This is a genomic window from Thermoanaerobacter thermocopriae JCM 7501 (assembly GCF_001310975.1).
Lineage (GTDB): Bacteria > Bacillota > Thermoanaerobacteria > Thermoanaerobacterales > Thermoanaerobacteraceae > Thermoanaerobacter > Thermoanaerobacter thermocopriae.
Genome location: NZ_BAZY01000001.1, coordinates 62,206 through 87,859 on the forward strand (window position 1 = coordinate 62,206; position 25,654 = coordinate 87,859).

At 34.8% G+C, this 25,654-nt stretch carries 31 protein-coding genes and 2 pseudogenes; 29 read left to right on the top strand and 4 right to left on the bottom strand.

What is annotated here, in order from left to right:
• The first annotated feature begins 3 nt into the window (after positions 1–3).
• Positions 4–705 carry a TIGR01906 family membrane protein gene (locus JCM7501_RS00260; protein ID WP_028991366.1) on the top strand — a complete coding sequence of 234 codons (702 nt, stop codon included), beginning with the start codon at positions 4–6 and terminating at the stop codon, positions 703–705.
• A 12-nt stretch (positions 706–717) separates the two neighbouring features.
• On the opposite strand, the gene JCM7501_RS00265 is transcribed toward JCM7501_RS00260, so the two are convergent.
• On the bottom strand, positions 718–2,250 hold the full coding sequence (locus tag JCM7501_RS00265) for an ATP-dependent metallopeptidase FtsH/Yme1/Tma family protein (protein WP_013150693.1): 1,533 nt from the start codon (positions 2,248–2,250) through the stop codon (positions 718–720).
• A 132-nt stretch (positions 2,251–2,382) separates the two neighbouring features.
• Here JCM7501_RS00265 and JCM7501_RS00270 point away from each other — a divergent pair.
• The 6 genes and pseudogenes from JCM7501_RS00270 to JCM7501_RS00290 all read left to right on the top strand — a co-directional run bounded on the left by JCM7501_RS00270 (position 2,383) and on the right by JCM7501_RS00290 (position 7,018).
• Positions 2,383–3,364 (top strand): annotated as a pseudogene (locus JCM7501_RS00270) (acyl-CoA dehydratase activase).
• Between the two features lie 148 nt (positions 3,365–3,512).
• Positions 3,513–5,267 (top strand): cell division protein FtsA, encoded by a 1,755-nt coding sequence (locus JCM7501_RS00275; protein WP_013150691.1) that lies wholly within the window; start codon positions 3,513–3,515, stop codon positions 5,265–5,267.
• Positions 5,268–5,372: 105 nt separating this feature from the next.
• Positions 5,373–5,879, top strand: coding sequence for a hypothetical protein (locus JCM7501_RS00280; RefSeq protein WP_028991367.1), 507 nt, complete (start codon positions 5,373–5,375; stop codon positions 5,877–5,879).
• An 18-nt stretch (positions 5,880–5,897) separates the two neighbouring features.
• Positions 5,898–6,041, top strand: a complete 144-nt coding sequence (locus JCM7501_RS13440) for a hypothetical protein (protein ID WP_232192554.1) — start codon at positions 5,898–5,900, stop codon at positions 6,039–6,041.
• 19 nt (positions 6,042–6,060) lie between these two features.
• Positions 6,061–6,255, top strand: coding sequence for a hypothetical protein (locus tag JCM7501_RS13445; RefSeq protein ID WP_245599025.1), 195 nt, complete (start codon positions 6,061–6,063; stop codon positions 6,253–6,255).
• An 83-nt stretch (positions 6,256–6,338) separates the two neighbouring features.
• Positions 6,339–7,018: pseudogene (locus tag JCM7501_RS00290) on the top strand (HAD family hydrolase).
• A 195-nt stretch (positions 7,019–7,213) separates the two neighbouring features.
• Here the strand turns inward: JCM7501_RS00290 and JCM7501_RS00295 are convergent.
• Genes JCM7501_RS00295 through JCM7501_RS00305 form a run of 3 tightly spaced genes read right to left on the bottom strand, consistent with a single transcriptional unit; the run spans position 7,214 to position 9,322 of the window.
• The gene (locus JCM7501_RS00295) at positions 7,214–8,395 is read right to left on the bottom strand and encodes a tyrosine-type recombinase/integrase (protein WP_028991369.1); all 1,182 of its coding nucleotides are present in this window, start codon (positions 8,393–8,395) and stop codon (positions 7,214–7,216) included.
• Between the two features lie 24 nt (positions 8,396–8,419).
• On the bottom strand, positions 8,420–8,875 hold the full coding sequence (locus JCM7501_RS00300; RefSeq protein ID WP_028991370.1) for an ImmA/IrrE family metallo-endopeptidase: 456 nt from the start codon (positions 8,873–8,875) through the stop codon (positions 8,420–8,422).
• A gap of 60 nt (positions 8,876–8,935) precedes the next feature.
• Positions 8,936–9,322 (bottom strand): helix-turn-helix domain-containing protein, encoded by a 387-nt coding sequence (locus tag JCM7501_RS00305; RefSeq protein WP_218184409.1) that lies wholly within the window; start codon positions 9,320–9,322, stop codon positions 8,936–8,938.
• Positions 9,323–9,511: 189 nt separating this feature from the next.
• Between JCM7501_RS00305 and JCM7501_RS00310 the strand changes: the two genes are divergently transcribed.
• The 22 genes from JCM7501_RS00310 to JCM7501_RS13455 all read left to right on the top strand — a co-directional run bounded on the left by JCM7501_RS00310 (position 9,512) and on the right by JCM7501_RS13455 (position 25,488).
• Entirely contained in the window at positions 9,512–9,745 is a 234-nt protein-coding gene (locus JCM7501_RS00310; protein WP_011026227.1) for a helix-turn-helix transcriptional regulator, read from the top strand.
• Between the two features lie 28 nt (positions 9,746–9,773).
• Entirely contained in the window at positions 9,774–10,061 is a 288-nt protein-coding gene (locus JCM7501_RS00315; protein ID WP_028991371.1) for an excisionase, read from the top strand.
• A 117-nt stretch (positions 10,062–10,178) separates the two neighbouring features.
• Complete coding sequence (locus tag JCM7501_RS00320; protein WP_054644741.1) at positions 10,179–10,427, top strand: helix-turn-helix domain-containing protein; 249 nt, start codon at positions 10,179–10,181, stop codon at positions 10,425–10,427.
• A complete protein-coding gene (locus JCM7501_RS00325) occupies positions 10,424–10,684 on the top strand; it encodes a hypothetical protein (RefSeq protein ID WP_054644742.1) in 261 nt (86 codons plus the stop codon). Before JCM7501_RS00320 ends, JCM7501_RS00325 begins: the two co-directional genes overlap by 4 nt.
• Before the next feature lie 346 nt (positions 10,685–11,030).
• A complete protein-coding gene (locus JCM7501_RS00330) occupies positions 11,031–11,585 on the top strand; it encodes a metal-dependent hydrolase (protein WP_051421891.1) in 555 nt (184 codons plus the stop codon).
• A 278-nt stretch (positions 11,586–11,863) separates the two neighbouring features.
• Positions 11,864–13,114 carry a hypothetical protein gene (locus JCM7501_RS00335; protein WP_051421892.1) on the top strand — a complete coding sequence of 417 codons (1,251 nt, stop codon included), beginning with the start codon at positions 11,864–11,866 and terminating at the stop codon, positions 13,112–13,114.
• 29 nt (positions 13,115–13,143) lie between these two features.
• Entirely contained in the window at positions 13,144–13,374 is a 231-nt protein-coding gene (locus JCM7501_RS00340) for a hypothetical protein (RefSeq protein ID WP_028991373.1), read from the top strand.
• 44 nt (positions 13,375–13,418) lie between these two features.
• Positions 13,419–13,961, top strand: coding sequence for a transcription termination/antitermination protein NusG (gene nusG, locus JCM7501_RS00345; protein WP_028991374.1), 543 nt, complete (start codon positions 13,419–13,421; stop codon positions 13,959–13,961).
• Between the two features lies 1 nt (position 13,962).
• On the top strand, positions 13,963–16,020 hold the full coding sequence (gene recD2, locus JCM7501_RS00350; protein ID WP_054644743.1) for an SF1B family DNA helicase RecD2: 2,058 nt from the start codon (positions 13,963–13,965) through the stop codon (positions 16,018–16,020).
• 96 nt (positions 16,021–16,116) lie between these two features.
• On the top strand, positions 16,117–17,445 hold the full coding sequence (locus JCM7501_RS00355) for a single-stranded-DNA-specific exonuclease RecJ (protein ID WP_054644744.1): 1,329 nt from the start codon (positions 16,117–16,119) through the stop codon (positions 17,443–17,445).
• A gap of 163 nt (positions 17,446–17,608) precedes the next feature.
• Entirely contained in the window at positions 17,609–18,019 is a 411-nt protein-coding gene (locus JCM7501_RS00360; RefSeq protein ID WP_081723076.1) for an RDD family protein, read from the top strand.
• A 78-nt stretch (positions 18,020–18,097) separates the two neighbouring features.
• Positions 18,098–18,547, top strand: a complete 450-nt coding sequence (locus JCM7501_RS00365) for a Holliday junction resolvase RecU (RefSeq protein ID WP_028991377.1) — start codon at positions 18,098–18,100, stop codon at positions 18,545–18,547.
• 289 nt (positions 18,548–18,836) lie between these two features.
• Positions 18,837–19,745 carry an ATP-binding protein gene (locus JCM7501_RS00370; protein ID WP_028991378.1) on the top strand — a complete coding sequence of 303 codons (909 nt, stop codon included), beginning with the start codon at positions 18,837–18,839 and terminating at the stop codon, positions 19,743–19,745.
• Between the two features lie 21 nt (positions 19,746–19,766).
• Entirely contained in the window at positions 19,767–20,063 is a 297-nt protein-coding gene (locus tag JCM7501_RS00375; protein WP_028991379.1) for an STAS-like domain-containing protein, read from the top strand.
• 136 nt (positions 20,064–20,199) lie between these two features.
• The gene (locus JCM7501_RS00380) at positions 20,200–20,397 is read left to right on the top strand and encodes a hypothetical protein (RefSeq protein ID WP_154653763.1); all 198 of its coding nucleotides are present in this window, start codon (positions 20,200–20,202) and stop codon (positions 20,395–20,397) included.
• A gap of 351 nt (positions 20,398–20,748) precedes the next feature.
• On the top strand, positions 20,749–20,928 hold the full coding sequence (locus JCM7501_RS00385; protein WP_028991381.1) for a hypothetical protein: 180 nt from the start codon (positions 20,749–20,751) through the stop codon (positions 20,926–20,928).
• A gap of 31 nt (positions 20,929–20,959) precedes the next feature.
• Entirely contained in the window at positions 20,960–21,742 is a 783-nt protein-coding gene (locus tag JCM7501_RS00390; protein ID WP_028991382.1) for a sigma-70 family RNA polymerase sigma factor, read from the top strand.
• Between the two features lie 181 nt (positions 21,743–21,923).
• Positions 21,924–22,226 (top strand): hypothetical protein, encoded by a 303-nt coding sequence (locus JCM7501_RS00395; protein WP_028991383.1) that lies wholly within the window; start codon positions 21,924–21,926, stop codon positions 22,224–22,226.
• 30 nt (positions 22,227–22,256) lie between these two features.
• On the top strand, positions 22,257–22,589 hold the full coding sequence (locus tag JCM7501_RS00400; protein ID WP_081723077.1) for a pilin: 333 nt from the start codon (positions 22,257–22,259) through the stop codon (positions 22,587–22,589).
• Positions 22,590–22,704: 115 nt separating this feature from the next.
• Positions 22,705–23,607 carry a PrgI family protein gene (locus JCM7501_RS00405; protein WP_054644745.1) on the top strand — a complete coding sequence of 301 codons (903 nt, stop codon included), beginning with the start codon at positions 22,705–22,707 and terminating at the stop codon, positions 23,605–23,607.
• Complete coding sequence (locus JCM7501_RS13450; RefSeq protein ID WP_256200947.1) at positions 23,585–24,478, top strand: VirB4 family type IV secretion system protein; 894 nt, start codon at positions 23,585–23,587, stop codon at positions 24,476–24,478. Before JCM7501_RS00405 ends, JCM7501_RS13450 begins: the two co-directional genes overlap by 23 nt.
• Positions 24,469–25,488 (top strand): VirB4 family type IV secretion system protein, encoded by a 1,020-nt coding sequence (locus tag JCM7501_RS13455; protein WP_256200948.1) that lies wholly within the window; start codon positions 24,469–24,471, stop codon positions 25,486–25,488. Before JCM7501_RS13450 ends, JCM7501_RS13455 begins: the two co-directional genes overlap by 10 nt.
• Positions 25,489–25,654: the final 166 nt, after the last annotated feature.

A 25,654-nucleotide genomic window follows, 5' to 3' on the forward strand; every position in this document is an offset into this window, starting at 1 on the left:
AGGATGTTATTTAAAATGCTGAGAAAAATTATTAATACCTTTTTTATCAGTGGCATGGTTGTATCACTGTTTTTGACTGTTCTTCTTACTAATTTACAATATGTAGTAGTTAATAAAGATTTTTATAAAGAGGAATATGTAAAGAATAATGTAATGTTAGTAACAGGCATGAATATTGAAGAGCTTATGAGAGTCACCCGCATAATGCAGAGGTATTTAATGGGTAAGGAAGAAACCCTAGATGTAATGGCAAAGATTAATGGCAGTAGGCAGAGGATGTTTAATGATAGAGAATTAGCTCATATGAAAGATGTAAAAAACTTGTTTCAAATGGGCTTTTTTATAAGAAATATGTCAATAATTGTATTTTTACTAATTTTTACATATTTTCTCTTTACAAAATCTTTTTATAAAGTCTTAGATTATCTTTTAAAAAGTACTATATTTATAATAATTTTGTTGTTAGTTTTTGCATTAGGAGTAATGCTGAATTTTGATGATTGGTTTACTGTTTTTCACCTTGTGTTTTTTGACAATGATTTGTGGTTATTAGACGTTGAAAGAGATAGACTTATACAAATGTTTCCTTTAGAATTTTTTCAAGATGTGGTATTTTTAATTTTCAAAAATGCTTTTTTTACTTTTGCAGTTATACTTGGAATAGTATATGGGATCATGAAAATGACAAAAAAGCCTGTTTTTTAAATAGGCTTTTTGTCATACGCATAAAGTATTTTCTTCTTCCCATAATGTTTCTAATTCTTCTTTTGTAATTGAGTCTTTTTCTAAAAGCTTTTGGGCTATTGCAATAACTTTATGTTTGTTTTCCAACAATAATTTTTTGGCAAGCGTATAACAGCTATTTATAATTTTGTCAATTTCTTTATCAACAGTTTCTGTAGATTTTAACGTATGAAGGTCAAACACTCTGTTTCCTAATTCGCTCATTCCATAGTTGCAAACCATCTGATAAGCAGTTTTTGTAGCTTCTTTAAGGTCATTTTCGGCTCCTGTTGAGATTTCATTGAATGTTATCTCCTCAGAAGCTCTACCCCCTAAAAGCATGGTTATTTTATTTTTCAACTCTGTTTTTGTCAATAAGAAAGTATCATCCTTTGGAAAGTTCAATACATATCCCAATGCTTCACCTCGAGGGACGATTGAAATTTTTTCTATAGTATTTACATTCAAAATTTTTCCAATAATAGCGTGACCTGCTTCGTGATATGCTGCAATAGTTCGTTCTTTTTCTAATACAGATGGATTTTTCTTTTTAAGACCCGCGATTACGCGTTCTAATGCCTCATCAAATTCCTCTTTTCCAATTTTACTTTTGTTTTTCATTACCGCCAGTATTGCTGCTTCGTTGCACATAGTAGCCAGATGTGCCCCTGTCATACCGTGAGTTTTTCGGGCTAATTCACTTAAAGATACCGTTTCGTCAAGGGGTTTATTGCGAGTATGTACCTTTAATATTTCCAGTCTTCCTTTCATATTGGGTGCTCCAATGTGGATGGTCCTATCAAATCTTCCAGGCCTCAGTAATGCCTCGTCCAACATGTCAATCCTATTTGTTGCTCCTATTACTATAATCCCCTCATTGCTATTAAATCCATCCATTTCTACCAATAATTGATTCAAAGTTTGGTCTTTTTCTGAGTTATTATCTGAGTTTCTCTTTGTTCCGACTGCATCTATTTCATCTATAAAAATAATACTGGGAGTACTTTTTTTTGCTTTTGCGAAAAGCGCCCTTATACGACTTGCACCTACTCCTACATATTTTTCTACAAATTCTGAACCGGAAGCACTGATAAAAGTAGAATTAGTTTCACCAGCTAGTGCTGTAGCTAAAAGAGTTTTTCCTGTACCTGGTGGTCCGTAAAATAATATACCCTTAGGAATTTTTGCTCCCATTTTGTTGTACTTTTCTGTGTTTGTCATAAAGTCGATTATAACTTTTAGTTCATCGATTACTTCATCTAATCCCGCCACATCCTTAAAAGTGATATTATTTTTGCGATGACTGGTGTCTTCCTTTGCTTCAGTTATATTATTATAGTTTACAGGCATGAGCTCCGAGAATTTATTTTTAAATAGCAGGTAAGTTACGACAATTACTGCTATTGTCAAGATAAAAGAGAGATTGAGGTCTAAATTTGGTTTTACTTCTGAGATAAAGATGTAAATAAAAAGTAAATTTATAAATGTAGAAAGCACTAAAATAATAATGTGCAAATTCTTTTTCATAATTTCTCGCCCCCACTTTTATTCTGAATGTAGTTTTTGCTTATTAATACAATTTATTCGCTAATTGAAGAAGTATAAAAAATGATTTTGAAGGCAAAAATGTAAAATAAATGAACGATTAGGAGGGTAGATATGAAAGGATACATGGGAATAGACGTAGGCTCTGTTAGTACTAATATTGCTGTAATTGATGAAAACAATAAAGTGGTAGATTCTATTTACATAAGAACACAGGGTCAACCTATTAAAGCAGTTCAAACTGCTCTTCGTGAGATAAAAAATAAAATCGGTGATATGGTTATTAAAGGAGTAGGTACCACAGGAAGTGCAAGGCAATTAACTGGATTAATGGTAGGGGCGGACATAGTCAAAAATGAAATTACTGCTCATGCTGTGGCGGCTTCCAATGTAATAAAAGATGTAAGAACGGTAATTGAAATAGGGGGACAAGACTCAAAAATCATAATTTTAAGAGATGGGGTAGTAGTAGATTTTGCAATGAATACAGTCTGTGCAGCAGGTACTGGTTCTTTTCTTGACCAGCAAGCACACCGATTAAATATTCCCATTGAACAGTTTGGTGACATAGCCTTACAATCTAAAAGCTGTTAGGATTGCGGGTAGATGTAGTGTTTTTGCAGAGTCTGATATGATTCACAAACAGCAGATGGGATATGCTCTTGCTGACATAATAAGTGGCTTGTGTGATGCCCTTGTCAGAAATTATCTAAATAATGTAGGGAAAGGTAAAGAAATAAAAGAGCCGATAGTGTTTCAAGGTGGTGTTGCTGCTAATAAGGGAATAAAGGCAGCATTTGAAAAGGCATTGGGGATGAAAGTATATGTCCCTGAACATTACGGCGTAATGGGAGCCATCGGGGCAGCAATTTTGGCAAAAGAAGCAGTAAAAGAAAAAGGATATACTTCTTTTAAAGGCTTTGAGGTAAGTGGTTTTAAATATAGAGCAGTAGGGTTTGAGTGTACTTTTTGTCCTAATCGATGTGAAGTCGTAGAATTTGTACAAGAAGATGAGGTAATTTCAAGATGGGGAGATAAGTGCGGCAGGTGGTCTAACAACACTAGTAAAAGAGTACATGCAAATACAGCTAGTTAATTGTCCACTTCAACTTACACCCTACAATTTCCTTTACTTAATCTTCTATTAGATATGTTAATCTATATTAAACTTATTAAAAACCTTCCGAAATAATATGTAAAACTGTATAATAAAACTATAAAGTAATAGTTTCGGGGGTTAAAAGATGGATAACCGCGATATTATTTTTGCTCTTGACATTGGGACAAGGGTAGTTGTAGGGATAGTTGGAGTTGAGAATAACGGGAGATTCCAAGTGCTTGCTGTGGAACAGATGGAACATGAAAGCAGAGTAATGTTTGATGGGCAAGTTCATGATATAGATAAAGTTGCTAGTGCTGTTGAAAAAATAAAGAGAAGGCTTGAAGGTTCTTTAAACATAAAATTAACAGAAGTGTGTATTGCAGCAGCAGGAAGGTCTTTAAAAACTCAATTTGCAAGAGCGGAAAAAAATATTGATGAAGAGCACGAAATAACAGTAGAAGACATCAACAATCTTGAGTTGGAAGCTCTTGAGATTGCTCAAAATTCTGTTGTTTCGCAATCAGGGATTACCAAATATCATACAGTCGGTTATACAGTATCCAATTATTATTTAAATGGCTTTCCTATTACCAATTTAAAGGGACATAAAGGTCGTGAAATAGCAGTAGAAATTTTAGCTACTTTTCTCCCTTACGATGTAGTAGAGGGTCTCTATGCTGCAGTAAAAAAAGCAGGACTTGAAGTTAGCTATATCACTTTAGAGCCTATAGCGGCGATAAATGTGGCGATTCCGCCTGAAATTCGAATGCTTAATATCGCCCTTGTAGATATAGGGGCAGGTACTTCTGACATTGCTATATCTAAAGAAGGAAACATAATAGCTTATTCTATGGTGCCTTATGCCGGCGATGAAATCACCGAATCAATTGCCACCCATTTCCTCACAGATTTTAATACAGCCGAAAAAATAAAGAAGAGTACAAAAAAAGAGATTAAATTTAAAGACGTATTAAATATACAACACAAAATAACTAAAGAAGAAGTGTTACGAATTATAGCGCCACAAGTTAAAATTTTGGCGCAAAAAATATGTGATGAAATTGTAAAATATAATGGTAAAAGTCCTTCTGCAGTATTTTTAGTGGGAGGTAGTAGTAATCTTCCAAATTTACCTGAGGAAATAGCTTCTCTATTGAAATTACCTATAAGCAGAGTATCCGTAAGAGATATAAAATCAGTGGAAATTTTAGATTACAAAGGAAAAGAGTTGAAAGGCCCACAAAGCATAACTCCAATAGGAATAGCTTACTCTGCAATGATAAATAAAAGAAAAGACTTTATAAAGGTTTATATTGACAATGAAACAATAAAAATTTTTAACATAAAAAATCCAACTGTAATGGATGCTTTGATTGCTATAAATTATGATTCTAAAAATTTAATTGTAGAAAAAGGTGAAGACTTGGTTTTCAGGTTAAACGGTCAAAAAGTTGTTATTAAAGGGGAGGAAGGTGTACCTCCTAAAATATATGTAAATGGTTTATTAGCAAATTTAAAGACTCCTATAAAGGATGGAGATAGGATAACAATTGTAAAGGGCAAAAGAGGTCAAGATGCTACAATAACCGCTGGCGAACTACTTAAGCAGCAAAAAGGAAAAGCAATTTTTGTTAATAATTCAAAAGTTGATCAAAAATATGTCATAAAAAATGGAGATGAGATAGTTATAAAAGAAGATTTGACAAGCTTTGCTGTTACAGTAAATGGAAAAGAAGTTGTGTTAAAGGGAAAAGATGAGTATCTGTTTGTAGACATATTTAATTTTATAGATTTGAAACTGGATGATAACAAAGTACCAGAAATGAAACTTAACGGAAGGCGTGCCTCCTATACAGATATATTAAAGCCAGGAGATAATATTGAAATTGAAATGTAAAGGATAAGGTCTCCATTGTTAAAAGGATGGAGACTTTTCTTTATATTATATTAAGTTGTGTAATTTTCGCATTACTGATATAATTAAAAGAGAGGTGAAAAGAAGATGGATGCATTTATAGAAAAATTAGTCAAGAAACAAAAAACTTCGAAAGATACTTTATTTAGTATTGGTGTTGTAGTAGCTGCATTAATTATTGTGTTTGGAGTGATACCTTTAATACCAATAGTCAGAAATTTGTGGATCTTCTTTTTATTTTTGTTTGCCTATTTAGCCTATTACTTAATAAGGTCGAGAAACATTGAGTTTGAGTATTCACTTACAAATAGCGAATTGGATGTGGATAAAATAATTGACCAAAAGAAGAGAAAACATGTTATAAGCGTTGATTGCAGAGATTTCGAAGTCATGGCAAAAATTAATAGTGATAAATTTACACAGGATATAAAAACTATTAAAAATCGAATTGAAGCAGTAAGTTCTATGTCTTCTCCTGATGTATATTTTGCAGTTTTTGAAGATAAAGGGCTAAAAACTGTTTTGTTTTTTGAGCCAAATGAAAAGATGATAGAAGTGATAGCAAGGTATATACCAAGGAAGCTTTTTAGATAATATTGAGAGGTTTGGGATATGAAAGAAGAATTAAAATTCCTAGATATTAGTAGGAAAACAGGACTATATGTCACAGTATTGAAAGAAATAATAAAAGTAACATCAAAATATACAAGTGTAAAAAGCAGTTATTTTTGGTTCCAGAGGTCGGGGAGACTTTAGAAAAACGTCGGATATTGATATTTGCCTTTTTGGAGATGAAGTGACACATACAGAGGTAAATCTTTTAGAATTTGATTTAAGAGAATTAATAAATACTCCTCTTGAGTTTGATGTAGTAAGTTTTAAAAGTATTACGAAAGAGGAATTAAAAGAAAACATATTGAAGGATGGAGTAGAGGTATATTATAGAAAAAAGATTACTTCAGAGATTTGAAGATTTTAAAAATGCTTTTATGCGTTTAAAAGAAGCCTTTACTATCGAGATAGAGAATGAGAAATTCATAAGGAGTTGATGAAATGATTAAAGCAGTTGTTTTTGACATGGACGGCGTAATCATTGACAGCGAGCCGATACACATTAAATTAGAAAATGAATTATTCAAAAGTTTAGGGTTAGAGATAAGTGAAGAAGAACATTTGACATTTGTAGGCGCATCTTCTTATTACATGTGGAGAAAAATAAAGGAAAGATTTAATCTTCCACAAAGCGTAGAAGAACTTGTAGAGAAAGACAGGAAAATGTATTTAGATCACGTGTTGAGAACAGGTGAAATAATTCCTATAGAAGGCATAACAGAGACGGTAAAAAAATTTTTGAAAAAAAGTATAAATTAGCTGTTGCTTCTTCCTCTCCTATAGATGTGATAAAATTAGTAGTCAAAAAGTTAGCAATTGACAATTGCTTTGAGGTTCTTGTCTCTGGAGATTATGTAGAAAATAGCAAACCGTCACCAGATATATTTTTATATACAGCAGCCAAATTAAAAGTAAAACCCTATGAATGTGTTGTAATTGAGGATTCATACAATGGAGTTCATGGTGCTAAAAAAGCAGGGATGACAGTGATTGGTTTTAAAAATCCCAACTCAGGGAATCAGGACTTATCAGAAGCAGATTTTATTGTGGATTCTTTGGGAGAAGAGTTGTTAGGAATTATAGAGGGATTAAACAATGAAAAAGATGTTGCTGAAAAGTAATAAAAAATAAATGGTGCGCCTGACAGGAATTGAACCTGCGACCTCTCGGGACGTTTTTGAGTAATTTATAACTTTCTATAATGTCCTAAACCCGCATAAATACTGATTTTTCGTACTTTAACGTACTAAAATAAACTACATCTATCTAAAACTTTTGTGGGAAAAGTGTGGGAATAAAATAAAGCCTTGAAACAGCTATTTATATATAAAAAGGTCATTTAATGTTTCTACTGCGTTAGTTTTTTCTTTGGGTATTACATGAGTATAAATATTTGCTGTAGTAGAAATATTAGAATGTCCTAATAGTTCTGATACTATTTTGAGAGGGACTCCTCTTTCAAATAATTTTGTAGCATAGGTATGACGTATAGCATGAAATTTTCTGTATTTTACTCCTGCTTTATCTAAAATTTTCTTGTATATTCTTAGGAGATTCCTTGCATCTATAATACTGCCTGATTCTGTTGTAAATACATAACCTTTTTCAATATCATTGAGGTAGGCTGGACCTGCCTTTAATTTTTCTTCTCTTTGCTTGTTTCTATATTCCTTGAGCACTGGTATAAGCGATGATGGAATTGGAACTGTCCTTATACTGCTTTTTGTTTTTGGTATTTGTTCTATAGTTTTATATTCTCTGTTTCCATTTTGGTCAATGATAGTTACCTGTTTAATTGTACGCTGAACTTTCAACTCCTTCTTTTCAAAATCAATGTCCGGCCACTTTAAACCCAATAATTCTCCCTGCCTTAGACCTGTACCAAATGCCAACAAAAATAATGCTTTTAAGCGATGTCCTTCTAGTGCTTCAGTAATTTTTTTTATTTCTTCATCAGTAAAAGTTTCAATTTTTGCTTCAGCTTTTTCTTCTGGAGTACCAGGTATAACTATCTTTTTTCCTGTACAAGGATTTTTAACTAAATATCCTTCATCTATTGCATAGTTAAAAAACGTTTTTAAAAACTTATTTAAAGTTTTTATTGTTTTGCTGCTTTTCCCTTCTTGATAAAGCTTATTGTAGTACCTCTGTATCTGTATTGATTTTATGAGACTAATTTTTAAACCATATAATTCGCTATCCCTTATGTAGTTCCTATACAATCCCTCATATCTTGCAAATGTAGAAGGCTTTCTTGAAACTCTAGCTACTTCAAAAAGCCATACATGCATTAGATCTCCCAAAGTAATGTCTTGAAAATCAATATTTAATCCATTTTTTATTCCATTTAGATACTCATCTCTTTTTGCTTCAGCCTCTTTTTTTGTTTTACCATAAAACTCTTTACGTATTAGCTTTCCATTTGCATCCCTTCCAACAGTAGCTGTAACGCGGTAATACTCCTTTCCGTTTTTAACATAATTTGTTTTCACGGACATGAAACATCCTCCTCCACAAAATTTTTATAAAAACTTTAAAAGTTTATATTTTACAAGTCCTTCATTGACACCCAAGACAGCAGCAATATGAGGTACTGAAAAATATTTTAGTTCTTCTATATCACTATCATCAATTAATAATTCCGCAGCGAATATATTCGCTTCTTCTTCATACGTTCCTACTGGGAAAAGTGTATATTCTCTGATAAAGGAGATAGGCCTAACAGAATGGAGCACAGCATGTCCAAGCTCGTGCGCCAAGACGATTTTCCTTTCGTTTTCATCCAGCCCATTATTAATAATAATAAATTTATTTCGCAGTGTTTTTACAAAATAACCTTTTGTATAGAGAGAATAACTTTTGTATACTACGTGGATTCCCAAATATTCTGCAATTTTCTGAGGATCTCTTGTTTCATGTTCTTTTACAAGGTGCTTCACTTTTTTGTAAATCTTTTTAATGTACCTCTCCTCCTGCATGTGAAGCACCTCTCTAATCAGTTTTTTCTTTTTTCTTTTTTCTTCCATATTTTTCTTTATTTATTTCTTTGGCTTTCCAGAAAAGTTCAGATATATCTCTAAAAAGTTTTTCCTTGTCTTCCTCTGCAACTTTATCATCCATAAAAAAGCGTTGACATGCTGAATAAAATTTTCGTATTGAAGCATATCTCTTTTTGTAATTTTATACTTTTCTTTGTAGTTTTCAGGGATAAATGGTTTGCGTACATCAGTTAGTCCCATTAACCAATCCATGGAGACATTAAAGTATTCGGCAATCTTTTTTTTTATTTCATCACTGGGTGATGTTTTATTGCTTTCGTATAAAGAGATAGAATATTTTGTTACACCAAATAATTTACCAAATTCCTCTTGTGTCATCCCATGTTCTAACCTTAATTGTTTTATTCTTTCTCCTAATGTACTCACGTTTATTCCTCCTCAATTAATATGTTGAATATATTTCAACTATTTTTAATTATAACCCTCCATTCGAAATATGTAAATATCGTTTAATAAAAATCAACTTTTTAACGTAAAAAAATATTGACAGTTTAATATTTCTCTATTATAATAAAGATGTAGTAGAGATATATTCAACCAAAGAGGTGAACATACATGGGGGTTGAAAAATTAAAAATTCTCAGAAAAGCGAGGGGTTTAACCCAAGAGCAAATGGCAAAAGCTCTTGGATATAAGGATAGAAGTGGATATTGGTATTTAGAGAATGGGCGTGTATCAATCACTATTGATAAAGCAATGGAAATAAGCAAAATATTAGGTGTAAATGTAAATGAAATTTTTTTTGAAAATAATATTGAGCAAAACTCAACTAAAAAAGTCAATAATTAAAAATAGTAATACCAAGGGGGTATTTCATGTGCCTTCAGAAAAATTAAAAGAAAAGAATGTTAAAGAAAATATACTTGAGCAACTTAAAGAGATTATTAGAGATGCAATCAGAGAAGCAACTTATGAATATAAACTTACCCTCACAATCGAAGAAGCAGCTAGATACACTGGAATTGGCAGAGATAAAATACTGGAACTAGCACACAACCCAGAATCGGGTTTCCCGGCCTTTCGGGTGGGTACTAAGTTTTTGATAAATAGAGAACTACTTAAAGAATGGCTTAAAAAAGTTACAGAAGAAAGAAAAATTTTGTAATAGAACATTTAAAAAGGGCACACAGCCTTATATAGGATATTTGTGCCCAAAAACAGGAGACGAAAAAGTGACAAAACACCAATAATTACCAAAAAATTTTAAAAGGGGGAATCAAATTTGTCTTATCCTGAAATTTTTAAAAGAGAAATTAAAAAACTTTATTTAGAGGGAAATACACAAAAAGAAATCGCAGCATTACTTAACTGCAGTACTAGAACAGTTAAAAGGATTTTAAAAAGCGACACCAATTACAACATAATAAAACAAGAAAAAAAAAGAAAAAAAGTAAAGTACAACATAAAGAAGCAAAACTTAGATATAAAAAAGAGAAACAGGAAGAAGAAGAAAGATTATTGTGGGGAATGATGGAACAACAGGGAATACATGCTCAAATGATTTCAAAAAAAAAGAGAATATCTACCGCACAGCTTGTAGAACTCTCACTGAGCCAGTATGTAGAAATAGATGAAAAACTAAGGTACATAGATCCACACCACAAACCTGCCGATTTGCCAAGAACTTATAATCCACATAACATTATTCTTCCTCAATTTAGAGATTATGCAAATGAAATAGAATCCGAAAAATGGAATTCTAAAGTAGAAGAAGAAGCACTGAAATAAGCAGTGCAGTTTTTTTATTGGGCAGCTGCTTGGTGGGGACAGCCAGATACCACTCCTGCCTGCCCACATGTTTTCCCTTCCAAGCTTGATTTTTTGTATTTATTTTATTTTTCGATAAAAATGTTATTTACTTTTTAAAAAAAGTAGACATATTATATAAAGAAAGAAAAAATTCTGCAAATAAAGCATTAAAAAAGGGCACACAGCCTTATATAGGATATTTGTGCCCAAAAACAGGAGACGAAAAAGGTTGAAAACACCAACATTTTCCATTATAAAAAGCACTGTAAAATAAACAGTGCTTTTTATATTAGGCTTCAAAACTTGCTGTAAGGAGCTGATTAACATGTTAGGACGTACCCATATAGCCATAGCACTCGCAGCAACAGCACTTATTGTAAAAAACCCTGCTCAATTGCCTTTTTCTTTAACTGTTGCTGCAGCAAGTGCACTTCTGCCTGATATAGACACACCGGAAGGCACACTGAGGCGTCAAATAAACAAATATACTGGAGTACTAACTTTTCCTGTGCTAATAGTCGCAGGCTATTTTCTATTTAAATACAGATATTTTTCGCTAATAAGCCTAATGTTATACCTGACCTACATAGTACTCGCTTTTATAGGCTCACACAGAGGTTTCACACATTCTCTTGCAGGTTTTATATTTTTTACACTTATTCTATTTATGTCAAATAAAACAATTATACTGCCTGCTATAATAGGTTATGGTACACACTTAGCAGCAGATTTGCTTACTCCTTCGGGTATTCCTTTGCTTTATCCTTATAACAAGAGTTTCAAAATTCCTTTGGTACGTACAGGTTCACTGTTAGATATTTCAATTGGACTAACATTTAGTCTTATGTTTGTGGCTGTACTTTTTCAAAAGTTCATATAAAACATTTCAGGGACGTTGCAGAAACGTCCCTTTTTTATTGAGGGAGGGTGCACTGCACGGGCTGTTCGTTCCCCCTTGGGCCTGTGTATTCGTCCTCCTGCGGTTAAGGCATTCCCCCCTTAAAATTTTTTATTTTTCTTTTGCAGCCGGCTGGCTGCCTTTTTTTATTTTTTCAAGGGCCTGCTTACGCACTACATAACTCTCCCCTTCAGGCAGGGCATTAAAAATTGCCATGCTTATTTTTTTAAAAGCAAAAAAGCTTTAGGAGGTAAAAAAGCATGAGGAAATTAAAACGTGTAGTTATAAAAGAAGAGCTTGTAGCCCTTACAGGCGATATAATTGAGGCAATTATTCTAAACCAGTTCTTGTACTGGTCGGAAAGGGTTGAGGATTTTGACAGGTTTATTATAGAGGAAAAAGAACGTGCACAGGCAAATGGAATAAATCTGAATTTCCCTTTAACAAACGGCTGGATTTACAAAAAAATAAGTGAATTAAAAGATGAAACTATGCTGACTGATTCCGAAAAAACAATTCGCCGAAAAGTACAAAACCTTGTTGAGAAAGGCTTTCTGCAGGAAAGACAAAATCCGATGTACAAATGGGACAAAACCCTACAGTACAGAGTTAATTTAACTTATATAGCAAAGAAGCTGCATGAAATCGGATATACGCTGGATGGATACAAATACGATATATCAGAGCTTGTTTCAGAAGAAGATAACTGTGAAGATTTAGAAATAGAGTCTTCTATTTATTTAGAAGAACAAAATGATATTTCTGAAGAACAAACTAATGTTTTAGAAGAGCAAGAACCTGCAGCCACCGAAATACAAAATGACGCTTCGGAAAGTCAAAACTTTGTCTCTTCGGAAGGACAAAATGACCCTTCGGAAGGACAAGAATTTGTCCCTTCGAAGGGACAAAATGACGCTTCGGGAGGACAAGATTTTGTCCTTTCGGATGGACAAAATGACGCTTCAGAGGGTCAATTTGACGCTTCAGAAGGTCATAATGTCCCTTCAGAGGGTCAATTTGACGGAGCAATACCAATAGATTACTACAGAGATTACTACAGAGATTACAACAATAGCAATAACCCGCCTAACGGCGGTGTAATTACTGCAGCTGCTGAAATAAACAAAAAATATAAAAAAATCACTGGAAGAGATAAACACTCATTTTTTGTTACTCTCTTAAAGAAATATCCTGCAGAAAGGATAACAAATGCTGTAGCTTATTTAGAAAAAGCTACACTGCAGGAGGAAATTTCTAATCCAGAAGGTTTTGTTGTTTCTACGCTGAAAAATAATTGGGACATACAGCCTTTTAGATACAAAACACAGAAAGAATTTATTCCACCTAGAAATTACTTTAACGGCTATACTCAGAGAACCTACAACGTAAAAGAGCTAGAAAAGAAACTGCTCGAATACAGCTACAGGAAGGGCAAAGAAGAAAGTAATTTACCCGGTGTTACAGATAAGGGCATAGAAGAACTGGAAAGAAAACTGCTTGGGCGCATCTGAGTGCACTTAGACGAAAGGGAGTGGTGATAATGCAGAAAATTCACAAAATAGCACTGTCAAGGACTCCTGGTGAGTGGAATAAGCTTGCAAAAAGCACATCAGACTTAGACAGAGCTTTTTACTACAACGCCTTAAAAAGGCTTGCAGAAGCTCTGAAGAAGGGAAATAAGAGCGAAATAGAGACGTGGACTTTCAATGCAGAGGAGCTGAAGAAGTATCTTGACGCAAAAGACTCAGCAGGAATTAAACTTAAATATTGACATAATGAACTTATAGATGTATAATTAATGCAGGAGGGATAAAAATGACAGTCCAGACTCTGGCAAAGACAGAAAAGAAGGCATTGTGGTACGTGCTTTTTACGTACTACAACGCAGAAAAGAGAGTTAAAGAACACATAAACAATTTAGCAAAAAACGAATATCGGGGACGTATTATAAAGGCTGAAGTTCCTGTTCAAAAGATAACTGTATCCAGAGGAGGAAAAATAAAGCAGGTTGAAGAAAAAATTTTCCCCGGATACGTTTTTGTAAAAGCTGTCATGACTCCAGAGGTCATGGCAGCACTAAGGCGAATAAACGGTGTGGCTCACTTTGTTGGAGGCGGGAATGAGCCTGTTCCCATAACACCGGCAGAGGTAAAAAGAGCAAGAATACAGGACGACTTAAGTGAAGAATTCAAAGTCGGTGATACTGTCATGATAGCAGATGGTCCATTTGAGAACTTTGTAGGGAAGGTTGTAAAGATTAACGGCAGGAATATAAGTGTCTCTCTTAATATGTTCGGGAGAGACATAGAAGTGATTTTTTCTGAAGAACAGCTTGAAAAGTTACAGGAGTGTGGTTAACATGATAGAAAACCTGCAGGAAATCAAAAACTGCACAATTGAAAAAATAATTTTCACATCAGAGGACGGCTACCTGGTTGCAGCAGTGCGTTCAGATGACAACAGTTTCACTGCTACATTCCACGGCAGCTATAAAGAAGGGCAGAGGCTTAATTTAATAGGTGAATGGTACGTCCATCGAAGATACGGAAGACAGTTCAAAGTTGTATTTGCAGAAATACCAAAAGACGCAGCAGAAAGCGATATAGAAATTTTCCTGCAGAACATAAAAGGGATAGGTCCGGTAAGAGCAAGGAAAATAGTTGCAGCGTTTGGAAAGGACACTCTGCAGGTTATTGAAGAAAACCCTGAAAAACTTAGAGAAATTGGGGTACCGCAAAAAGTAGTTGATTCAGTGAATGTCGAAATTACACAGAACAAAGAGTTCAACGAAATAAAGCTTGAGCTTCTGCCTTTAGGATTTTCGCTTAACATGATAAAAAAGCTTTATGACCGCTATGGAAGCAGCACACTCCTGCAGGTAAAAGCAAATCCCTACAAAATTGCAGAAGAAATTGACGGAATAGGCTTTGTTAAAGCCGATGAAATAGCCAGAAAATTTGGCATAGAGCAGGATAATGCCTACAGGATTCAGTCAGGTTTAAAATACACACTGTATCTTGCCGAAACAGAAGGACACTTATACCTGCCAATTACGACACTGTGCAAAGCAGCATCAGAGAAGATTTTAAAAACAGGCTACACAAAAGTTTTAGATCAGGCTCTGTATTTAACAGCTGCACAGGAACTTTACGACGATGAAGGGAAAGTGTACCTGCCTAAAAATTTTTACAACGAAAAGTACATTGCTGAGAAAATTACTAGAATGCTCAATGAAAAGCCATGGAGAATAAATAACATTGATGAGCTTATCAAAGAGGCAGAGATTACAAAAAACATCAGGTACAGTCCAAAGCAGAAGGAAGCTGTAAAAAAGGCAATTGAAAACAACATATCCATCATAACAGGAGGCCCTGGCACAGGAAAAACAACGATTGTCAGTGCTCTTCTGTATATTTTTCAGAAGCAAAACAAAGCTGTAGCACTGGCCTCCCCTACAGGCAAGGCAGCAAAAAGGCTGGAAGAAGTCACAGGCTATCCGGCAAAGACAATTCACAGATTGCTTGAAGCAAGATTCGATAGAGAATTTAGAAGTGTGAGATTCTTTAGAAATGAAAACAATCCTCTTGATGAGGATGTGGTTATTATTGATGAATTCTCAATGGTTGACAATGAGCTTGCTGCAAGCCTGTTTAAAGCCCTGAGGAAAGATACAAAGCTTGTCATAATAGGAGACATGGATCAGCTTCCTTCAGTAGGAGCAGGAAACGTGCTAAGGGACTTAATTGAATCGAGCATAATACCCGTAACAAAGCTTGATGTTATTTTCAGGCAGGGTCAAACTTCAGGAATAATTTTCAACTCAAAACTCATAAGAGAAGGAAAAATGGTGCACTTCAACAACAAAGATTTTATCTTCCACGAACTTGTGAGTCCGGAACAGGTTGTAGAAGAATTTGTAAAAGAACTTGAAAAAGGCAAAACGCTTGATGACATTCAAATTTTAACGCCGATGAAAAAGACAGACATAGGCACTTTGGAGTTAAACAGGCTGATACAGGAACGAATAAATCCACCACATCCCCAGAAAGAAGAAATAGCGTATGGCAGCAAAATATTCAGAGTTGGAGATAAAGTTATGCAGACTCAAAACAACTACGAAAAAGAAATTTTCAATGGCGACACGGGCTATGTAAAAAGAGCTTACAGAGATGAAGAGGGTCTAAGGCATGTTGTGATAGATTTCGATGGGCGAATAGTCGATCTGATAGAAGAGGAGCTGAAAGAAATAATTCCTGCCTATGCGATTACGATACATAAATCTCAGGGCAGTGAGTATGATACTGTAATCGTGGTGCTTGCAATGAATCACTACATAATGCTTAAAAGAAATCTTCTGTACACTGCCGTCACAAGAGCTAAAAACGTTGTTAAGATTTTTGGAGACATGCAGCTATAAAAATAGCCATAAATACAATTGACAGTTCAAAAAGGTACACAGCCTTGAAAGAAAGGCTTAAGGAACAAAAAGAACAAATGGAAAGGGGGATTTTATATGCTCTGGAGATATAATCCAAATACAAAAATTGAACTGCAGAGGAAGTATCCTGTAACTTCCAGCGACTACCCCCTTTCTGACATTGTTAAAGCTATTTTTGAAAGCAAAAGCATTGCCATTTTTGGAGATTATGACGTTGATGGAATTGCTTCTTCACTTATACTCAAGAATGCTTTAGATATTCTGGGAATCCAAAACAAAATATTTTTACCAGAAAGGGAAGAAGGCTACGGAATAAAACCTGTCCATGTGAAGCAAATAAAAGCTGAAGGCTTCGACACAATCGTTACTGTTGACAACGGCATAACAGCCTTTGAGGCAGCAAAAGCAGCCAGAGAAGCAGGCATTAAGCTGATTATAACAGATCATCATGAACCTTTAGTACATCTTCCTGATGCATATAAAATTTTCAATCCCAAGCTTTACAGGGGCAAGTATCAGGAATATGCAGGAGCAGGAGTAACGTATCTGGTTGCAAGAGAACTTTTAAGGCAGAAAAATCTTTCAGTAACTCCTGCAATGATACAGCTTGCAGGTCTGGCAACTGTAGCAGATGTTGTACCTCTTGATGGCAACAATTGGTATCTTGCAAGGAAGGGCCTTGAGCTTATGAGAAAGCAGCCCATAAAAGGCATAAAAGAAATCTTAAGAGCTGCAGGAAGAAATCATGAAAATGTTACAGGCTTTGATATAGGGTGGATAATAGCTCCTCGAATCAATGCTACAGGCCGTCTAAAAAGTCCGCAGATGGGTTTGGAGCTTTTACTTTACGGTACAAATGCTGAAGAAGTTGAAGAACTAAATAAAAAGCGCTTGGAACTTGTAAGGTACTATCTAAATCTTATTAAAGACAGAGAAGATAAGTTTCCAGTGTATGCCTTCAGAAACTGTCCCAGAGGCATAATAGGGCTTATTGCAGGACGTCTTACAGAAAAATTTAAAAAACCGGTTATTGTCAGCAGTGTTGACAGTGACGGCAAAGCGGTATCTTCTGCAAGAACCTATGGAGATTTTGACTTGGTAAAAGCCTTTGAGTATATATCTAAACACATAGCCATAACTTTTGGAGGGCACAAATCAGCAGCAGGTATTACATATCATGTCAAAGACTTTAAAAAACTTCAAAGCTTGTTAAACAAGTACACAGAAGAAAATCCTCCAAAAGAAGAGGTAAGGGATTTGGATGGTATTTTAACAAGGAAGCCTGCTTTAGAAGAAATTATGACCTTTGACAGTTTTGAACCTTTTGGCTACAAAAATCCGGAGCCTGCTTTTTTACTGGAAGGTACGGTTACGGACGTAAGAGCAGATCAAACTGGCAGTTAATAACCATTAACGGAGAGTTTGGATTTTTCTTAAACGGACCGTATAAAAAAGGCGATAGAGTAAAACTTGTTGTAAGCCCTTATATAAAAGACGGCTGGATGAAAATGATGGTGCTTGATGAGAACCCTGTTATTTTAAAAAATTAGAAAGGAGAATGATTTTTATGACGCAGTATGCTGGTTTTTGGCGAAGGGTTGTAGCGTTAATAATTGATAACATTGTTCTTGCTCTTGCAGGTGCTGTTCTCTTATTTATTCTCGCCTTTGTTTTCGGAGACACAAACAGCACAGCATTAGAAACTACGTATGAAATTATTGGGCTTATAGGTGCGTGGCTTTATTTTACTCTTTTGGAATCTTCAAACATACAGGCAACAATTGGCAAAAGAATTATGAAAATAAAAGTCACAGATTTAAACGGAGAAAAAATTTCCTTTGGCAGAGCAAATGCAAGATACTGGAGCAAAATACTTTCGACTGCAGTTTTCTTTATAGGCTTCATTATGGCAGGTTTCACTTCCAAAAAGCAAGCTCTCCATGACATGATCGCAGGCACACTTGTAATTAAAGATTAAGTGTTTGCAATATTTTACCAATAAGGAAGTGAGCCAAGTTGATGAACACATCAAAGATAAAGAGAGGAGCGTGGGTACATGCAGAAAGGCGGTGCACTTGAGGAGCTAATAGAAAGCCTTGCAGTGCAGTTAAGGTTATCCGGACAGGGAATCATTTTGAAACAAAATGTTCTATGGATTAACTACAACGGCAGAGTTTTCCCCAAAAAAGGTGCTCCGGTAGATTTCTTGGGTGTAATAAAAGGGATTCCTGTTGCATTGGAGTGTAAAGAAACTACTTCGGACAGGATACAGCTCACTGAATCTCACTTCCCTGAAAAAGAAAAAGCTTTCCTTCAAGACTTTGAAAAAGCTGGAGGGAAAGCTTTTTTAGTTTTTGCTTTTTGGAAGCACAATTCTATTTATGTTGTACAGTATAAAAGCTTTAGTCAGTTCACGAGAAAAAGTATAAGAAACGAAGATGTTCAGAAAATAGGGAAAAAAATTAATTTAAATGTCCAAAATTTTCTTTTGGAGCTTGGAATATAAAAATACAATACAACCATCATAAGCTATAGGGGATATGGAATAATTACCACTGGTAATAAGATTTGTTGTATTTATTATTTTGATAACATTGCTAAAAATACATATCCATTAGACATGTTATTAAAACAGGAAGAGAAAGAAAACAACTGCTGATAGAAAATAAAGGGCAATAAATAAGACTAAATAATACAAAATTTATTGACTTGAGAAATTATAAATTTTATAATATACAGTAAAATAACACAATTTGTTTTTAACTCAAAGTAAAGTAAATAGGGGAATATAATATATGGAAATTAGGTTTAATGGTACTTTATCAATAGATAACGTAAATGATTTTGTCAGTGAGGAGTTTTTTGATAATATTCATAATGAAGTAATTATAGATCTGTCAGAACTGGAGTTTATTAAGCCTGTTGGTATTGCATACGTGATTACATTAATAAAATATAGTCAATACTTAAGAAATAGTAAGGGTTATAAAATTATTAAGCCTCGTAATAAAAATGTACATGATTATTTGGCAAGAATGGGATTTTATGATCTACTTAATTTATCTGTCCCTTATCCATATTTTAAACACGATTCTGAAGGTAGATTTTGTGAAATAAGGGAACTTGAGACTCCAGAAGATGTATATAACGTAAGCCAACAAATCAACGAAATAATTGTTAGAAATATAAAGGGAGAATATAAATTAAAAAATTGTATTTCATATTCTGTGGCAGAAGTTATAGAAAACGTCTTTCATCACAGTAAGTCGCCGGTAAATGGTTTTGCTTGTGCTCAAGTTTATCCTGTGGAAAGGGTTGTTGAAATTGCTGTGGTCGATGCCGGAATAGGAATTAAACACAGTCTTTCTAAAAAATATAAAGATCTTAAAACTGATATAGAAGCTATTGAAAAAGCTTTGGAGCTGTACGTAACTTGCAAAACGGATAATACTAATTCAGGCGAGGGATTATATTTTACGAAAAAATTTATTGAAGAGAACAAGGGAGAACTTGTGATATTATCTGGATATGGTAAATATAAATTATTTGGAGGACAAATAGAAAAGAAGAATATTTCTAGATATAACAAAGGGACAATAGTTCATATGAAATTTAATTTGGACACATATGTTGATGTTAAAAAAATATTTGATAGTAGTATACCGCTAGAATTAGATGGTTTAGATGTTGATATGATATTTTAGAATTGAAAAGAGGGTGATAACATGTTAAAGCTAAATGCATTTGGTGATATATTATTAGGAAGGGAATTGGGTAAAAAAGTACGAGATTCTATTAAAGATATGCTATCAAAGGAAAACAAATTAATAATTGATTGTTATGGAGTAAAAGGTACTTCTCAATCTTTTGCAGATGAGTGCTTTGGCAGATTAGTAGAAGAGATGGGATTAGAAAATTTCAAGGTGAAAATAAAAATACAAAATGCTGAGCCGGAGATACAATCTATAATAAAATACACGGTAATAAGTAGAGTTCATAACCAATTAATCAAGGCAAAATAAAAAGATTATAAAACAAAAAATTATACAACAAAAAGAGAGCGGAGTGTATTAATCTGCTCTCTTTTTTAATTGCTGCAAGGTCTGTTCAGGAGATGTCAATTACTAATAAGAAAAGGAGATGTGAGGAGCAATGATTTTGGGAGCTGTTCTTCTTGTTCTTGCTTTTATCATAGAGATAATGCTTAATGAGATAGATTCGGACGGCAGCCTTTTTATGGGACTGGCAGAAGCAAGCCTTTTTATAGCTTTTTTTATGCCTATTGTAAGTTTTTTTAATGCAGATGCGTACGTTTATCAGGAAAAGTTGTTTCGCAAGAACCCATCTACAGCTTAGAAACAGCTCCTGCAGTTCATGGAAACTTTGTATTAGGAGTTGGAGAAGTTGATTCGACTGCAAAATATGACTTTTATGTAAAAGGTGAGTATGGTGGATTGAGACTAAGAGGTGTTTACAGCGATGCCTGCACAATCATAGAAACATCGAAAATACAGCCCTCTATAAAAACAGTACAAAAAATACTAACATTCAAAAATACGTTAAACAAAATTATGTTTTGGCCAAACTTAAGACTTCCTGAACAGCACTACATACTGTATGTCCCACCTAGTACAGTCAAAAAAAGTTCACTCAGGGAATGTTAATTCTTAACAGAAAGGAGTGTTTAAAATCTGATGGAAAAGGAATTTGGGAAAGGAATTTACATCGTTCAGGAAAATCAGCAGAGAAAAAATAGAAAAAGCTAGAGAGAGGCTTGATATGTCAAAAAGAGGTTCTGATAAAGATTACTATAGCAACCTTTTTGAAGAATATAAAAACTTTGCAATTTTAAAAATAAGATCACTATGCAGTAAAGACAGGCAGTGAACCTGTCTTTTTTAAATGGGGTGATTAAAAAATGAACGTGCTGACTAAAGAAAAGACAGATGAATTTGAACTTTTTGAACGCCTTAAAAGCGGAGATAAAAGTGCCAGAAATGAAATAATTGAAAGAAATATGGGGCTTGTTGTCAGCACTGCTTTGAAATTTTCAAAAACATATGGCGCTGAATTGGAAGATTTAATACAGGAAGGTATCATAGGTTTAATTACTGCAGTGGAAAGGTTTGACTATACAAAAGGTTTTAAATTTTCCACTTTTGCTGTTCCTTATATAAAGCAGAAAATACAGCGGTATATATGGAAGCAGTCAAAAGCAGTGCATGTTTCTGCAAAGACTTATTCGAAACTTAACAAAATATATTCTCTTGAACAAAAGTACGGCGATATTTCTGTAGAAGACATTGCTGCTAAAATGGGCTTAAAAGAAGACAAAGCTGCAGAGCTTTTAACTTTAAAAGCTACTATAATAAGTTTAAATCAGTCTTTTGTTGAGGATGGCGTAGACTTAATAGATGTTATTCCTGATGGACAGAGTGAAAGCGAAATAAGTAAAGAACATGAAATGAAGGAATTAAGAGAAAAATTAGAAGAATCGTTTAGAATACTAACTGAAGCTGAACGCAAAGTATTAAAGCTGCGGTACGGATTAGAAGGTCCAGCAATGACACAAAAGCAAATAGCAGAAATCTTAAGAGTTTCGAAGCAGAGAATCTGGCAGCTTGAAAAGACAGCATTAAGAAAGCTCCAGAGAAACCGGCACGTCAGAAAAATGCTCCAAGATTTTTTATATGAAAATTAAGCAAAAGGAGATGGTGAAAATGTACCAGTTTGCAGTAGGGCTTGGGACAGGTCTTTTTGCAGGATTATTGCTTGGAGCAGGACTTATTTGGTGTTTTGTTTGCTGGAGTGATTTTAAAAAGCCGAATTCATAAAAACAGGCGCAAAGCCTGCTTTTTTATTTTTAAGGAGGTGATAAAAAAATGCCTCAAACTCCAATCCAGCCTGCAAATATTCATCCTGTAACACCTCAAGAATTTGCCACAAAAGTTGCACATGCACTTTCTGTACTGACACAGGTAATCGGCAGCATTATCATGCCTCTTGCAGGATTTATATTCACAGTGTCAATCATAATGTTCATACTAGGGAGTATTTTCCACGCATCAACATTAAGACGTGCAGGTGCAGGAGGCATGATAGGGGTTTCGGTGGGTGTACTTTTATACTATGCAATACCAACCATATTTGGTGTGCTTCAGGTTGTGAGCCAGTCATTCAAATAAACATTTTTTATGGAAGGAGTGAGAATATCTATGCATAAAAAGATAAAAGCATTTTTTGCTTCTGCTGCAGCTTTTATGTACTCTTTAATGACAGCTGCATATGCAGATAATGGTGTTGCAGCTGTGGACACAAGCGGAATAAAAAACTTCATTTGGAATATTGTCAATGCTCTTATGGACGTTGCAGTAGTTGTAGCAGTAGGCTTTATTGCATGGAACGGTTACAAGATAATGGCAAGCTCTACAAACCCTGCAAGGCGGTCTGAAGCCATGACAGGACTTCTCTGGTCTATTCTCGGAGCTATTGTTGCGCTTGGGGCAAAGTGGTTTGTTGGAGTTGCACTTGGATTTAAACCGCAATGATGTGCATATTTTCAGTTTTTGGGCTATCTTTACATGATAGCCTTATTTTTTTTAACTTTAAGTACTATTCATAGTCTTATAAATTTGAAACTAAGGAATTAGGAGGTTACAGCAGATGAGAATGTACCCGGTACCATTGGATCTAATGAAAGAAGATAAAATCTTTGGTGGAAAGCTTTCTTTAAGACAGTTTATTATCCTCATAATAGGCATAGGGTTAGGGATAGCTGTATTTATAGAGATGTACAGATATTTCAACATACGAATTGCAGTGATTCCGGCAGTTATATTTGTTTTGATAGGCCTTTGGGGAGCTAATTTTGATAAAGATGGAATAACTCTTGACAAATATATTTCTTACAGCATTCAGTTTTACTGCAGGAAAAAGAATATGTGTGGAAGGGGAGTGTGGAAATTGAAAAAGACATCTGAATTTTTAGACATAGAAGACATAAAAGACGGCCTCATTATCCTGAAAGGCCACAGGTATAGAGCAGTAATTACATCCGATCCAATAAACTTTGCTCTGCTTACTCCTGCAGAGCAGAACGCTTTAGAAGACGCTTTTGGCTCAATGCTTCTTTCTATAACCTTTCCTATACAGATACTTTCTTTAACACAGAGAGTTAACTTAAAAGACTCAATTCAGGCATTTAGAGCCAACAGACACAGAATGCCTGAATCAATGCTGAGGTACGAATACGAACTTGAAAAGTTTTTATCTTATTACGCAGAAAACACAATGATAAACCAGAACTACCTCATAATAACTTACGACGACAAAGAAAATAACTATGCAAAAGCGAGAGGCGAAATGTCCAGAAGAATACAGATAGTTATGGACGGCTTAATAAAGTGTGGTTTAAATCCAAGACTTTTAGACACAAATGAGCTTATAGACTTAATACATGAAGTTTTAAATCCCGGAACAAAAATTACTGCTTCCACTCTTATTGAAAATGGCGCACTAAGCTTTATGAAAGAAGGTGTTGAACTTGAAATTCAGCCTGCTCAGTAAAAAAAGTGATAAAGTTCAAAAAGATAAGGAACGAAAAACTGAAAAACAAAAAGTCGAAAAGCAAAAAGAAAATGACTTTCATGACCCTTTTAATCATGTGGCAGACATAAAACAGATAACAGCTCCTGATGCAATATATATAGACAGGAATTATATGCAGATTAACAGCAAATACGTTAGAATTTACTATTTTACGGACTATCCTGCATCGGTAAATATCGGCTGGCTTGAGGACTTAAAACTGTTTTCAAATGCAAACATTTCAATTCATATTTACCCCGAAACCAACGCAAATGCAGTAAAAAGGCTGACAAACAAAATAGTACAGCTTCAGTCACAGCTCATGCTTGACGAAGAGGAAGGAAACATTGCAGAGCTTGGAATACTCCAAAGAGCATCAGAAAGCCTTGAAGCACTGCGTGAAAACATCCAGATGAATCGTGATAAGCTTTTTTATGTAACAATTGTCATAGCAGTGTACGGAGACAGCTTAGCGGAGCTTGAGCACAACTCAAAAACGCTGGAAGAAGTTCTAGCAAGTAAATCCATAAAAGCACGTTCAGCAATCTTCAGGCAGGAGCAGGGTTTTAAAAGCCTTGTCCCGACAGCCGAAAACTACTTAGCAGACTCATCAAGAAACTTTAATGTAGGAGCAGCCATTTCCCTGTTTCCATTTGCTTCTCCCGAATACTCTCACAAGCAGGGGATACCTATTGGCATAAATCTTTTTACAGGATCTCCTGTAATATTCGATCCGTTTATAGGACCTCCTGTGCTGCCAAATGCAAACATAGCCGTATTTGCACAATCGGGTACGGGAAAATCTTTTATGATGAAACTGCTTGCTTTAAGAAGTGCCTTTTGGGAGTAAGAACGGTTTTTATAGACCCGGATGGAGAGTACAAAAATGTTGTAAACAAGGTTGGAGGAGTTCATATAAAGCTTGAACCCAACTGCAAGCACATTATAAACCCTTTTGACATAGAAGTAGATGTTGATGATGAGGGCATAGAATTTATAGACCTTCTCCAGAAAGCAAATGAAATAAAAGGCTTGGTAAGCATGATAATAGAAAAAATCAGCAAAACTCCTCTTACTGCATATGAACTTTCACTAATAGAAGAAACAATACTTGAAGAGTACAGAGCACGTGGAATAACAAGAAGTCCAGAAAGCCTGTATGAGCAGAGTACTCAGGAAAGAGACGGAAAATATTATATAGGCACACGAATAAAAGAAATGCCTACGCTTTCATCTTTTGCAGAAAGACTCAGCAAAAAGCCCGGAGGTGAAAAGCTTGCGCAGATTCTAAAGCCTTATTTAAAAGGCGGTACAATGGGACTTTTTGATGGACAGACCAATATAGACCTGAAGGACACTCTGCTGGTTGCTTTTGACTTTTTTGACATTATGGATGAATTTTTAAAAACATATGCGCTTTATGTAGTAACAAGCTGGGTATGGGAAAAGTTTGTAAAGAAAAATATAAAGCAGAAGAAATTCGTCATAGTTGATGAGGCATGGATGTTCATGAAATATGAAAGCACGGCAAACTTTTTAGAAAACCTTGCGAGAAGAGCAAGGAAAAGAAATACATCTCTTACAATTGCATCACAGAGCTTTATGGAATTTGCGAACTCCCAGCAGGGGAGAGCAGTTTTAACAAATGCAGCAACAGTCTTTCTCTTAAGACAGTCTCCTACAGATATAGACGCAGTGCAGGAAGTTTTTCATCTTTCCAAAGGTGAAAGAGAATTCCTTCTGTCATCAGGCATAGGTGAGGCACTGATAAAAACAGGCAGAAATTCCACTGTATTAAAGGTGGTGGCATCAGACTATGAAAAAGAATTTATTTCAACGAATCCTAACGAACAAAATTAACATACTGCTTATTATCCTTCTTCTTTTTTTAATAATTCCGACTTTTGCTTCAGCTGATACTTTTGTTGACCGCATACTGCTTCGCCTTTCAACGGACTTGTGGGCGCAGCAAAAAACTGGGCTTTAAAACTATAGATGAGCTGGTTTTTTACCTGCCAAACACCAC